This is a genomic window from Dielma fastidiosa, from assembly GCF_000313565.1.
Lineage (GTDB): Bacteria > Bacillota_I > Bacilli_A > Erysipelotrichales > Erysipelotrichaceae > Dielma > Dielma fastidiosa.
In genome coordinates this window covers 77299-90340 of record NZ_HE578931.1, presented here as the reverse complement: position 1 = coordinate 90340, position 13042 = coordinate 77299, and the positions used below count along the sequence as shown (strand labels likewise).

Below are 13042 nucleotides of genomic sequence, written 5' to 3'. Positions count from 1 at the left end.
TGATCAGAAATAGCTTCTGAAACTGTTTCACATGCAGATCTTTTTATTTGCTAATATAAATTTCTCAGTCTTTTTAAATAGCTGTTCTGGCGGTAATGCACAAATAGAATCTTCTTTTTACACATTGAAATCTTAAGTTCAAGCACATCATCTATTTCCATATGTTCATGATCGTAACACAGAATAGCTGATTTAAAATTTTTGCTTTTCATTGAAATGACACGCCGGTTATTAAGTATCAGAGGTACACCTAATGAATGATAAAGGCTGTGATGGATACCGGTAATTTCATGGAGCTGAAGCAGATTCAGCCCTTCATCAATTACCGCACCTTTTAAAGAACGATTGTAAGCTGTCGAGCCTGCTTGCGTACATACACACATACCAGTACCCCGATAATTTTCAAAAAACTCATCGTCTATCATCACTTCTAAGTCCAAGGTTTGAATTACATTTTCAATCCGCATTTCATTGATTGCATAGACACTTTGCGTACCATTTTCTTTGATAACATCTACTCTTAATAATGGTACACCATGTGTTTCCCCTTGCTGATTGATAATATCCTGAATACAAATATCTAATTCATCCTTTGTATAATCGGTGAAAAAGCCCAAGGTACCAGTATGAATGCCAACAAAGGCGGCATGTTCCAGATGCATATATTTATGTGCCGCATAAAGGAAGGTGCCGTCACCGCCTACAAAGAGTATCAGTTCAGGTTTTTCTCTGTCTTCCTGCCAACCAGCTTCAGTTAAGCGATTTATTATAATTTCTTCGATTTGCTTTGAGCAATCATCTTTTTTAGCTACTACTGAAAATTTATTCACGCTGCCACTTCCTTTTTCTATTTACCTATTGTATCATACCTTTTGAGGTGATTCTATGATTAATCATTTAGAAACAGAATATAAGCTATTAGTCACAAAAGAACAATTTGAGTGCTTATCGGCATTATACCCTAATAAAACATTCATTCCGCAATGCAATACATACTACGATACTAAAGATATGCAGCTGCGGCAATTAAAATGTGCAATGCGTATCCGTGAGAAAGAAAATAAATTCTTATTCACTTTAAAGACACCTGATCCTGACGGACATTTGGAGCATGAATGTTTTGTGAATGAGAATTCTATCAAGGTTTTTGATGAACCATCAATCAAAAAGCTTTTGAATGAATTGGGTATTCATGATGAAATCGTTATGATAACTAATTTAAGAACTACTCGAGCTGTAATTGATACAGGCATTGCGGAATTATGTTTTGATATTAATGAATATAATGGCATTACTGATTATGAAATAGAATATGAATTAACTGCTGATCATAATGGGATTGAGACATTTAATAACATTCTTGCGGCTGCCGGACTGCATTACGAAGAGAACTGTCCGTCAAAGATTGCGCGGGCAATGAGTCAATTATGAAAATATTTTTAATTTATTGTTTGTTGATTAATATAGCAGCCTTCTTTGTCATGGGATGGGATAAACGATGTGCTATACAACATACACAGCGAATTCCTGAGAAAACCTTATTTATTCTTGCCATTATCGGCGGCAGTTTAGGTTCAATATTGGCCATGATTGTCTTCCATCATAAAAATAGAAAGCCTAAGTTTTTGATAGGCTTTCCAGTGATATTTGTTTTACAAGTTGTATTGCTTTACCAGCTGCTGTCCTAATCGGACAGTTTTTTATATTCGATATTAAGAGAAGTAAGCTGTGTTTCGATATCCGGCTGAATATTCTGCGTTAAGACTCTGAAAATAATTTTTTCATATTCCGGATTGATATCTGTCAGCATCTTTCTGAATAACGTAATATGGCCAATTATAGTCTGTATTTTATTAAAATCATTAACCAGCATTGGTACATTAATAATTGTATCTTTGCCCCATTCAAGAGAATCAGCTTGGCTGCCGTTAATAAATTCGCCAGTTTTAGCTTCGTTGTACTTTCTCATTAATTGTTTGAGCATTTTCGTCTCATTCAACTTAATTTTCTGATAAATAAAACCACATGACTGACGAATCGCATCTTGATATAATTTAATTTTAAATTCTTCTTCATTCAATTTACTTGTCCATAAATCAACACCGAAGCTCATCGCTTTCATAATTATTTTTTCAGACAAGCATTGGTTTCCCTTATCTATATAAGTATAGCTTTCAAGCTTGTTAGAAAGCTTAGCATTGAATTCACTCAGATATATCGGACTGTTGAAGAATGCGACTTCTTCCAATAAGATACATGTCATTTTTTCAGGCATTTTTTTATCTTTATTCACTTTGATGATTGCTTCCGCACAGCTTTTTTTATTAAGATAGCCATTCAAGGTACCAAATTTTCTCCACATGGTATTGAAGCTGCATGAAGTGATTTGCCGGCATTTTCCATATCCAATGATGCCTTTTTCTCTTTTGCGCTCACTTCCCTTTGCGAGAAAGAAAAGTGTATCACCGACTTTGAAATCAGTGAATTTCATTTTAGATCCAGCGCGCCAAAAATTGAATGAATCATTGCCATTCAGACGATGAAATTCTATCATATCTTTATCAGTTACATGAACGATTGACGCCATACTTTCACCTACTTACTTTATTTCTAACCAATAATATGAACCCGGTGTTCCCGGAACTTGTGTATCTCCTGTATTTTGTCTATTAATATAATATTTACCATCATAATAGATTTTCTGACCTTCTTTTATATTAGTTCCCAAAGTTTTTTCTATAGCTTCTTTCCCAATACCATCAATAACAACCGCCTTTTCATTTGTTAATTCTAATAATCCGTATATTGAACCATTCATATTATCAATCCAAGTTGGATTCTTGACAATATAATAACTTATAACTTTGCCATCTCTATCTTTCATTTCTACGATAGTTCCTGGTTGAAGTGTTTTTTTTATTTCTTCCCCTTTCACAACTGATATTACGTTTTCATAATTAACATCTAACTCAGTTCCAGGAATTTTAGGAGTTGTTGATTCTTCCGGGTCTGAATCTTCGGACTTATCACCATCGCCAGATTCTTCACCCGTTTCCTCGTTTTTATCTTCATCTTCTCCATGAATGCTGCATATTACTTTGCCGTTAGCATCATCATATGTATAAACACCGCCTGCTGGACATTTACTGCCCTGATATTCTTTTCCGTCATCACTTTCAATATATTCACTCAATTTTATCTCCTCAGCACTCTTTGCTTTATAGAAAGTATAGGAGCGTTCTATAATATGTCTATTGGCTTCACAAGTTGCTTTTTGTGCATCTTTAGTATAACCTAAAAACGATGGCACTAAGAATAATGCTAATATACCTAAAATTGCTATTACAACAATTAGTTCAATTAATGTAAAACCTTTTTTATTTTTCACTCGCCTCACCTACAATAATTATATAAGAATTATAGTCAAAAAGAAAGGACAGTTTTACTGTCCAATTTGTTTTCTTCCTTCAATAGCCTTTATTAATGTGAGTTCATCTGCATAATCAAGATGGCCGCCCATAGGCAATCCATGCGCAATTCGAGTTACAGTTACAGCTTTCTTTTCTAATAATTTCGATAGATAAAGTGCTGTTGTTTCACCCTCTACGGTAGGATTGGTGGCAATAATAATTTCTTTTGTATCCTCATTAATACGCTCAATGAGTGAATTTATATTCAGATCATCCGGCATTATGCCCTTTGATGTAGAAATCACACCATTCAGTACATGATAGACACCATGATATTCCTGCGTTTTTTCCATTGCGACTACATCCTTAATGGTCTCTACAACACAAATAATTGTTTGATCGCGCTGTCCATCAGAGCAGATATCACATTTATCATGTTCAGCCAAATTACCGCATACCACACAGGGTCTCAGCTGATTCTTAGCATTAGTTATATTTTTAATAAAATCATCAGTATCTTCTTGATTCCATTTTAAACATTCAAACGCATATCTTTCTGCTGTTTTCAATCCAACACCTGGCAGTTTTCTGAAGTTATTAACTAAGGCTTCAAATATTGCTGGATACATTAGAATGCTCCCGGTAATTTAACTCCGCCTGTTAATTGGTTCATTACTTCTTCTCTTTCAGATACAGCTTTCTTAACTGCTTCATTAACACCCATAAGAATCATATCTTCAAGAAGTTCTTTATTCTCAGCAGTCAGCAATGTTTCATCAATTTCAACCTTTGTTACTTCATATGCCCCATTGCATTCTACTTGTACAACACCATTATTAACTAATGCGCAGTATTTTCTTTCTTTAAGTGCTTTTTCAGCTTTTCCGATTTCAGCCTGCATTTTTTGTGCTTGTTTCAATAAACTTTGAATATTCATTTGATTAGTCCTCCTTAATAATTAAATTTTCTTCACCAAATAAATCTGTTACGATCTCTCGATCACTCTTTTCAGTTTTTTTTCTTCTTCTATCTCAAAACTCATTGGTTCTGGTAAAGTACCGTTTTTTTGACGTCTGACAAATTCTTTGATTACTTCACTCTGATGAGTAGCTGTTATGGCAAATACCTTTTTAGATTTTGATAAAACCAAGTTCATGAAACTTAAGAATTTATTATCACTATCTAATTCATTAATCTGATTAGCAATTGCCTGATTGTCCACAGAGAGTATTACATACTGCTCCCCACTGGCCACAATTTTACTGCCGCGAAGCAGATTTGCTTCTTTAGCCCAAGCTGGATCATGATAATAATCATCAAGAGCTTTCATTTTATCTGAATCTGCCTGTTTAAAAGCTTTATTTGCGCCGACCAGTAAACGAAGAATCATTTCATCTTTTAATGGCTTTGCACTTTTAGCTTCTCGAACGACCATTGGTTTTGCTTTTCTTTCAACCACAATTTCCTGCGGCATGTCCATAAATTCTGGTTCAGGCATATAGAACGCTTCAGGCTCTGGAATTGTTTGAACAGGTTTTGATGTTTCACGTGAAACATTTTTTCTCTCCTCTGATTTTATTGGCGTCTGAACAGTAGTTTGTACTTCTGGTTCAATCATATTCAGCAAGCATACCTCAAAGTAAGATCCTACATTGGCAGCGAAACGGTATTTATCATACGCGTCCATAAGATATTCTATCATTTTCAATCGTTCTTTTGTAGACTTATTTATCTTAGCACTATGAATTTCATCATCTGCCAGTATTTTCAGCATACTGCTGTCCTGAGTATAGTCATGAATTACAGTTTCTTTCAGAATATCAATCAAATCCATTGTACAGCGTTTAATATCAATCCCCTTTTCAATAAGAGCTGATACTTTATTCATCAAATTCAACGCATCCTTATCACCAACCATTTGCAGAAGTTCTATTTTTTCTTTAACGGTCATGATTCCATAAATTTCATTGACATGATGTACCTGTACCTCATCTTGAGCATAGGCAATAACCTGATCTAAGATACTAAATGCATCTCTTACCCCGCCGTCAGCTAATTGGCAGATAAGACGAATGGCTTCATCATCGTATTTTATATTTTCATAATTCAGCACTGTAATCAATCGCTGCTTCATATCATTTATCGATACTTTAGTAAAATCATATCTTTGGCATCGAGAAATAATTGTTGGCAGCACCTTCTGCGGCTCAGTAGTAGCAAATATAAAGATTACATGCTCAGGCGGTTCCTCAATTGTTTTCAGCAGCGCATTAAAAGCACCTGCTGACATCATATGTACCTCATCTATGATATAAACTTTATATTTACCCTTTAAAGGCGCATATTTAACTTTCTCTATTAATTCACGTACTTCATCAACACCATTATTACTGGCAGCGTCGATTTCAATAACATCGGGATGACTGCCGTCTTGAACAGCAAGACAGTTACTGCATTTTAAACAAGGCTTGTTATCATCAGCTTCACAATTGATAGCTTTAGCGAATATCTTAGCTATTGTTGTTTTACCCGTACCTCTTGGGCCGCAAAACAAATAAGCATGTGCTATTTTATTCTGTCTAACAGCATTTTGCAGCGTTTTAACGATATGCTGCTGACCAGCAACTTCATCAAAGTTAGTGGGCCGATATGTACGATATAATGCTTTATATGCCATAAAACACCTGCTTTCCTGCCTTTTTATTATATCAAAAATAAGCGCTTATTAATAGCAGAATATCGCTAGAAAATGATTTCCATCGCACTGAGAAATAACATACCAAATAAAAAAGAAACATTTAATTGTTTCTCTGTTTTTTCTCTTCTCTTTTGCATTTAAAGAATTTTTTTAATAATTCAGAACATTCTTCTTTTAATATACCGTTCGTTACTTCTGGATAATGATTAAAACCTTTGATTTCATACATCTGCATGCAGCTTTCAATACATCCGCCCTTTGGATCAGCAGCACCATAAACAACACGCTTGATTCTTGATTGCAGAATAGCACCCGAACACATAGGACATGGTTCTAAGGTTACATATAAAGTGCAATTTTCAAGCCGCCATGTACCAAGCTTCTTGCAGGCCTTCTGTATAGCTAATATTTCCGCATGGGCTAATGAATCCTGTTTAGTTTCTCTTAGATTATGTGCACGGGCAATGATTTTGTCTTCCAGTACGATAACAGCTCCGATAGGTACTTCATCGATACTTTCTGCCTTCATTGCTTCCTTGATAGCAGCCTTCATATACTTTTCGTCCATATCATCCCTCGATTCGGATATAATAAAAGCTACCACACATGAAAGAGCTCCCTTATGGCTGCTTCGTTCCCGACCTGACCAGGTTCAGTAGATTCCATTGTGATAGCTATATTATTATACTAAACAATTGTGATTCTTTCAAGTGCTTCATGATTATTTTAGTCAAATTCCATGAAATAGTATACGGCAGACAGTTCATAAGAGCTTTTCTTCATAATTCAGTATTATACGAATGGCAATCAATATAATAATATCATCAACTTATAACGTCCAATTGAATTAATTATGCAAAAGAAAAGGAGTGAATCAAACCACTCCCATATGTTTCACGTGAAACATTATTTTTTCTTTTCTATCTTCTTCATACCACCCATATAAGGTTGTAAAGCTTCAGGAATGTTCACTGATCCATCAGCGTTTAAGTTATTCTCAAGGAATGCAATCAGCATACGCGGAGGTGCAACTACCGTATTATTTAATGTATGAGCAAAATATTTGCCATTATCACCGCTAACACGAATTTGCAGACGACGAGCCTGTGCGTCACCTAAATTGGAACAGCTGCCTACCTCGAAATACTTCTTCTGGCGTGGTGACCATGCTTCTACATCCACTGATTTAACTTTTAAATCAGCTAAATCACCAGAACAGCATTCCAATGTGCGCACTGGGATATCTAATGATCTGAACAGATCAACGGTATTCTGCCATAATTTATCATACCACATAGCACTTTCTTCAGGCTTACATACAACAATCATTTCCTGCTTTTCAAATTGATGAATTCTGTATACGCCGCGTTCTTCAAGACCATGCGCCCCTTTTTCCTTACGGAAGCAAGGTGAATAGCTCGTTAAAGTCTTTGGCAGCTCTTTTTCTTCAAGAATTGTATCGATGAATTTACCAATCATTGAATGCTCACTTGTACCGATCAGATACAAATCCTCGCCTTCAATTTTATACATCATTGCATCCATTTCCGCAAAGCTCATTACGCCAGTCACAACATTACTTCTAATCATAAACGGCGGCACGCAATATGTGAAACCACGGTTTATCATAAAATCACGGGCATAAGAGATAACTGCTGAGTGAAGACGCGCAATATCGCCCATTAAATAGTAGAAACCATTACCGGCTACTTTTCTAGCACTGTCCAAATCAATACCATCAAAAGCTTCCATAATTTCTGTGTGATAAGGAATCTCAAAATCAGGAACAACTGGTTCACCATATCTTTGAACTTCCACATTTTCACTGTCATCCTTACCAATAGGAACACTAGGATCAATGATATTAGGAATCGTCATCATGATCTTCTTAACTTTTTCACCAAGTTCAGCTTCTTTTTCTTCCAACTCTTTCAGACGGTCTGCTTGTTCGCTGACCTTCTTCTTCATTGCTTCAGCTTCTTCTTTTTTACCTTGAGCCATTAAAGCACCAATAGACTTTGACACCTTATTCTTTTCGGCTCTTAAAGCTTCAGCTTCCTTTTTAGTATTACGGTTCTCAATATCCAATGCGATAACTTCATCTACTAAAGGAAGTTTTGAATCCTGAAATTTCTTACGGATATTTTCTCTTACTAAATCAGGATTTTCTCTTATCAATTTAATATCAATCATTTTAATGTCCTCCTTGTTAATAAAAAAGAGGTATCGTTTAAAGGGACGATACCTCGTGTTGCCACCCTTCTTGACAAAAGTAAACTTCCCTTTTGTCATCTCTAAGCTATAACGGTGCTGCCGTAATCGGATACTAATTTCACCGATTCACTCATGAGCTGATTTCAATGCCTGCCACTGATAACTCACACCAACCGTTATCTCTCTGAAAGCTTAAGACATTTACTTCTCTCAATCATCGCTTTCTAATTCTTAATAATTTAATCATGCTTCGTTATCATTGTCAATTATTTCAGCTGTATTTTCAACGATATTCTCAGCATTTTCCTCTGTTTCTGTAATTTCTTCAGCTTCTTCTTTCTCAACGATAGTTACTTTAGAAACCACTGCATCACTGTCGGATAAATTGATTAATCTAACGCCCTTAGTATTTCTGCCATAAGATGCGACATTCTCTAAGCTTAAACGAATAATAATACCTTCATTTGTGACAATCATCGCGTCTTCATCACCATTTACAGTATGAATACAAATCAAATTACCGGTTGCTTCTGAAACATTGATTGTCAGAACACCCTTAGCGCCTCGCTTAGACATACGATAATCGGCGATTGGTGTTTTCTTGCCGTATCCCTTTTCAGTGACAGAAAGAATATGTGATCCTTCTTTAGATGTTGCCAAACCTACAACATAACCACCATCAACATTCATACCCTTAACACCGATTGATTTACGGCCCATTGGTCGAATGTCTGATTCATGGAAACGTGCAACCTTACCATTTGATGCAGCAATCAGAATTTCATCATCACCAGTAGTTTCTTTCACACCGATTAATTCATCATTTTCATTCAGAACAATAGCGATCTTACCTTTCTTCATGATATTTGTGAATTCTGAAGTTGCTGTTTTCTTAACTAAGCCATTCTTCGTAGCAAAAACATAATTAGCAGAACCACTGTCTTTCTTAACTGCAATCATTGCTTTAATCTTTTCTTCTTTTTCAAGTTCAAGCAGGTTAACGATAGGCATTCCCTTAGAAGTACGGCTTGATAAAGGAACCTGATAGCCCTTAATGCGATAAACCTTACCAAGATTAGAGAACAGCAGTAAATTGTCATGAGTTGACATTGTCAGCAGGAAGTCTACTACATCATCTTCATTAACTGCCATGCCCTTCACACCCTTACCGCCACGATTCTGTGTACGATATGTATCGATAGGCAGACGCTTGATATAACCATTGGTTGTCATCGTAATAACAATATCTTCAACAGGTATTAAATCCTCATCCTGCATATCAAAATCAGCATCACTGATTTCAGTACGGCGGTCATCACCATACTTATCCCGAACTTCTGTCAATTCATTTCTGATGATTTCAAGTACACGGGAATGATTTGCAAGAATATCCTTTAAATCAGTGATTACTTTCATCAATGAGTCATATTCACTTTCAATCTTATCTCTTTCCAAACCAGTTAATCTTCTTAACTGCATTTCCAGAATTGCTTTAGCCTGAATTTCACTGAGATTAAATTGACTCATCAAACCATTCAATGCTTCCGCATTATCTCTTGATCCGCGGATCAACGCTATAATCGCATCAATATGATCCAAAGCAATTTTTAAACCTTCTAAAATATGTGCGCGGTCTTCGGCTTTTCTTAATTCAAAACGAGTTCTGCGCTCAGTAACATCGATCTGATGTTCCACGTAACACTGAAGTGCTTCTTTAACACCCAAAAGCTTTGGCGCACCATCAACTAATGCCAATAAATTAACACCAAATGATGTCTGCAGTGAAGTCATTCGATATAACTGATTCAGCAGCACATCAGCCTGAACATCTTTTCTTAATTCAATAACGATACGGATACCTTCACGATTTGATTCATCGCGTAAATCGGTAATTCCCTCGATAATTTTCTCTCTGACTAATGATGCAATCTTTTCAACAAGATTAGCCTTATTAACCTGATATGGAATTTCAGTAACGATTAATCGTTTCTTGCCATTATCCATTTCTTCAACATTGACACGTGATCGAGTTACGATGCTGCCGCGGCCTGTTTCAAAAGCCTGTTTAATACCTGAACGGCCTAAAATAATACCACCGGTAGGAAAATCAGGTCCGTAGATATAATTTTCCATTAGCTCCATCGTTGTAATATCCGGATTGTCCATAATTGCTAATGTCGCGTTGATAGCTTCACGCAGATTATGCGGCGGGATATTGGTAGCCATACCAACCGCAATACCCACAGCTCCATTTACAATCAGATTAGGAAAACGAGCTGGCAGAACAACTGGTTCTTTTTCCTCACCATCATAGTTATCCATGAAATCAACGGTATCTTTTTGAATATCCTTCAGCAATTCCATTGAAATCTTAGACATACGGGCTTCTGTATAACGCATCGCCGCCGCGCCGTCACCATCAATCGAACCAAAGTTACCATGCCCTTGAACTAATTCATAACGATATGAGAAATCCTGACTCATACGTACCATTGCGTCATATACTGCGGTATCGCCATGCGGATGATACTTACCGATAACGTCACCGACGATTCTCGCTGATTTCTTATAAGGTTTATCCGCCACAATTCCTAATTCATTCATTGAATGCAGGATACGGCGGTGTACAGGCTTCAAACCATCTCGTACATCTGGTAATGCACGGGCAACAATAACAGACATCGCGTAATCTAAGAAAGAAGTACGCATTTCATCCGATATTTCTCTATAAATGAGTTTATCATTATTTATATCCATGTGTATCCCTCCTAGATATCAAGATTCTTAACATAAATTGCGTTGTCAGTAATGAAATTACGACGCGGCTCAACTTCATCACCCATCAGCATTTCAAATACCTGATCGGCTTCCATTGCATCTTCTATTTTAACCTGAATCAATGTGCGGTTTGCCGGGTCCATTGTCGTTTCCCACAACTGTTCCGGATTCATTTCACCTAAACCTTTGTAACGCTGGATATTGAATTTATCTCCCATATCCGCTTTAATTTTTTCCATTTGATCATCAGAATAAGCATATTCGATGCGATTGCCCTTCTGCAGCTTATACAGCGGCGGCTGAGCAATATATACATATCCGCCTTCAATAATAGGTCTTAAATAACGATAGAAGAAAGTCAGCATCAAAGCACGGATATGTGCGCCATCGACATCGGCATCGGTCATGATCATAATTTTATGATAACGAAGCTTGCTGACATCCATTTCTTCACCAATACCGCAGCCGAAAGCCGTAATCATTGAACGTATTTCATTATTTTCAAAAATACGCTGCAGACGAGCCTTTTCAACGTTTAATATCTTACCTCGCAGTGGTAAAATAGCCTGATATTTACTATTTCTTCCCTGCTTAGCACTGCCGCCGGCTGAATCACCCTCGACAATATAGATTTCGCATTCACTTGCGTCTTTGCTTGAGCAGTCAGCCAGCTTGCCAGGCAGACTTGAAATTTCCAATGCGCTCTTACGGCGTGTCAATTCACGGGCTTTCTTCGCAGCTAAACGTGCCTTGCTTGCTAAAATACATTTATCAAGAATCATCTTTGCTACGTTTGGATTTTCAAGGAAGAAACGCTCAAGCTGATCACCAAATACACTTGAAACAATTTTTCTAACTTCTGAATTACCAAGCTTTGTCTTTGTCTGTCCTTCATACTGTGGATCTGGATGCTTCACTGAAATAATCGCAGTCAGACCTTCACGAACATCATCACCAGACAATGTTTCATCTTTTTTTATTAAGTTATTATCACGGCCATAGTTATTAATAACACGGGTTAAAGCCAGACGGAAACCTTCTTCATGAGTACCGCCCTCAATCGTATTGATATTATTACAGAACGAATAAATATTTGGCACATAACCGTCATTGTACTGCATCGCAACTTCCGCAATAACGCCATCTTCAGCGCCTTCCACATAAACGATTTCATCATGCACAACTTCTTTATTCTTGTTCAAATAAGCCACATATTCTTTTATACCGCCGGAATATAAATACTCTACATATTTATCCAGCTCATCATATTTGAAAGTCAGCTTAATATTCTTATTCAGGAAAGCCAGCTGACGGATACGTTTATTTAAGACTTCAAAATCATAATGGGTGGTTTCCGTAAAAATCTCTGGATCAGCCGCAAAACGAACCAAGGTTCCATGCTTATCAGGATCACAGTCACCGATGCATGTTAACTCACCGACAGCTTTTCCGCCATCTTCAAAGCGCAGAAAATATACTTTGCTGTCCTGATAAACCGTAACTTCCAGCCATTTACTTAAAGCGTTAACAACACTGGCACCTACACCATGCAGACCGCCTGAAACTTTATACGCGCCGCCGCCGAATTTACCGCCGGCATGCAGGATTGTAAAGATTGTTTCAACCGCTGAAAAACCGCTCTTAGTATTAATACCCACCGGCATACCACGGCCATTATCTTCGACTTCAACAATATCATCCTTCGTAACACGCACATGGATATCAGTAGCATAACCAGCCAGTGCTTCATCAATTGAGTTATCAACGATTTCCCATACCAGATGATGCAAACCCTTTTCAGAGGTTGAACCAATATACATACCCGGTCTTTTACGAACAGCTTCCAAGCCCTCAAGAACCTGAATATCATCAGCGGTATAAGAATGCTCTACCTTATCTTCTAAATCAAAATGCTCATGCTTTTCTTCCATGCTAGTTCCTC

Annotated in this window: 12 protein-coding genes, 1 other RNA gene and 1 other annotated feature; of the genes, 2 read left to right on the top strand and 11 right to left on the bottom strand. The window is 37.0% G+C overall.

The features are described from left to right. Positions 1–50: 50 nt before the first annotated feature. Positions 51–830, bottom strand: a complete 780-nt coding sequence (locus DAHG_RS16225; protein WP_022939402.1) for an NAD kinase — start codon at positions 828–830, stop codon at positions 51–53. Positions 831–885: 55 nt separating this feature from the next. Between DAHG_RS16225 and DAHG_RS16220 the strand changes: the two genes are divergently transcribed. Together DAHG_RS16220 and DAHG_RS16215 are read left to right on the top strand one after the other, a co-directional pair. Next, positions 886–1431 (top strand): CYTH domain-containing protein, encoded by a 546-nt coding sequence (locus tag DAHG_RS16220; RefSeq protein ID WP_022939401.1) that lies wholly within the window; start codon positions 886–888, stop codon positions 1429–1431. Beyond that, positions 1428–1688: a DUF1294 domain-containing protein gene (locus tag DAHG_RS16215; protein WP_022939400.1), complete on the top strand. Its 261-nt coding sequence runs from the start codon at positions 1428–1430 to the stop codon at positions 1686–1688. The genes DAHG_RS16220 and DAHG_RS16215 overlap by 4 nt, the downstream gene beginning before the upstream one ends. Here DAHG_RS16215 and DAHG_RS16210 read toward each other — a convergent pair. The 10 genes from DAHG_RS16210 to gyrB form a co-directional block, all read right to left on the bottom strand. Next, complete coding sequence (locus tag DAHG_RS16210; protein ID WP_022939399.1) at positions 1685–2587, bottom strand: hypothetical protein; 903 nt, start codon at positions 2585–2587, stop codon at positions 1685–1687. The two genes, DAHG_RS16215 and DAHG_RS16210, sit on opposite strands and share 4 nt — an antisense overlap. 12 nt (positions 2588–2599) lie before the next feature. After that, positions 2600–3388 carry a competence type IV pilus major pilin ComGC gene (locus DAHG_RS22055; RefSeq protein WP_022939398.1) on the bottom strand — a complete coding sequence of 263 codons (789 nt, stop codon included), beginning with the start codon at positions 3386–3388 and terminating at the stop codon, positions 2600–2602. A gap of 54 nt (positions 3389–3442) precedes the next feature. Beyond that, entirely contained in the window at positions 3443–4039 is a 597-nt protein-coding gene (gene recR / locus DAHG_RS16200) for a recombination mediator RecR (protein ID WP_022939397.1), read from the bottom strand. Continuing rightward, positions 4039–4347 carry a YbaB/EbfC family nucleoid-associated protein gene (locus DAHG_RS16195; RefSeq protein WP_022939396.1) on the bottom strand — a complete coding sequence of 103 codons (309 nt, stop codon included), beginning with the start codon at positions 4345–4347 and terminating at the stop codon, positions 4039–4041. The genes recR and DAHG_RS16195 overlap by 1 nt, the downstream gene beginning before the upstream one ends. 48 nt (positions 4348–4395) lie before the next feature. Next, positions 4396–6087, bottom strand: a complete 1692-nt coding sequence (gene dnaX / locus DAHG_RS20035; RefSeq protein ID WP_022939395.1) for a DNA polymerase III subunit gamma/tau — start codon at positions 6085–6087, stop codon at positions 4396–4398. 121 nt (positions 6088–6208) lie between these two features. Then, positions 6209–6676: a tRNA adenosine(34) deaminase TadA gene (gene tadA / locus DAHG_RS16185; RefSeq protein ID WP_022939394.1), complete on the bottom strand. Its 468-nt coding sequence runs from the start codon at positions 6674–6676 to the stop codon at positions 6209–6211. Positions 6677–6697: 21 nt separating this feature from the next. Then, positions 6698–6787: signal recognition particle sRNA small type (gene ffs, locus DAHG_RS21000), an RNA gene on the bottom strand. Between the two features lie 227 nt (positions 6788–7014). Further along, positions 7015–8301: a serine--tRNA ligase gene (gene serS, locus DAHG_RS16180; RefSeq protein WP_022939393.1), complete on the bottom strand. Its 1287-nt coding sequence runs from the start codon at positions 8299–8301 to the stop codon at positions 7015–7017. Positions 8302–8339: 38 nt separating this feature from the next. Then, positions 8340–8549, bottom strand: a binding site (T-box leader). Positions 8550–8565: 16 nt separating this feature from the next. Continuing rightward, the gene (gene gyrA / locus DAHG_RS16175; protein WP_022939392.1) at positions 8566–11079 is read right to left on the bottom strand and encodes a DNA gyrase subunit A; all 2514 of its coding nucleotides are present in this window, start codon (positions 11077–11079) and stop codon (positions 8566–8568) included. A gap of 11 nt (positions 11080–11090) precedes the next feature. Then, positions 11091–13031, bottom strand: coding sequence for a DNA topoisomerase (ATP-hydrolyzing) subunit B (gyrB, locus tag DAHG_RS16170; protein ID WP_022939391.1), 1941 nt, complete (start codon positions 13029–13031; stop codon positions 11091–11093). Positions 13032–13042: the final 11 nt, after the last annotated feature.

Coding starts and splice junctions, on each gene's coding strand:
- DAHG_RS16220 (WP_022939401.1), top strand. CDS start 886: ATGATTAATCATTTAGAAACAGAATATAAGCTATTAGTCACAAAAGAA.
- DAHG_RS16215 (WP_022939400.1), top strand. CDS start 1,428: ATGAAAATATTTTTAATTTATTGTTTGTTGATTAATATAGCAGCCTTC.
- DAHG_RS16210 (WP_022939399.1), bottom strand. CDS start 2,587: ATGGCGTCAATCGTTCATGTAACTGATAAAGATATGATAGAATTTCAT.
- recR (WP_022939397.1), bottom strand. CDS start 4,039: ATGTATCCAGCAATATTTGAAGCCTTAGTTAATAACTTCAGAAAACTG.
- DAHG_RS16195 (WP_022939396.1), bottom strand. CDS start 4,347: ATGAATATTCAAAGTTTATTGAAACAAGCACAAAAAATGCAGGCTGAA.
- dnaX (WP_022939395.1), bottom strand. CDS start 6,087: ATGGCATATAAAGCATTATATCGTACATATCGGCCCACTAACTTTGAT.
- tadA (WP_022939394.1), bottom strand. CDS start 6,676: ATGGACGAAAAGTATATGAAGGCTGCTATCAAGGAAGCAATGAAGGCA.
- serS (WP_022939393.1), bottom strand. CDS start 8,301: ATGATTGATATTAAATTGATAAGAGAAAATCCTGATTTAGTAAGAGAA.
- gyrA (WP_022939392.1), bottom strand. CDS start 11,079: ATGGATATAAATAATGATAAACTCATTTATAGAGAAATATCGGATGAA.
- gyrB (WP_022939391.1), bottom strand. CDS start 13,031: ATGGAAGAAAAGCATGAGCATTTTGATTTAGAAGATAAGGTAGAGCAT.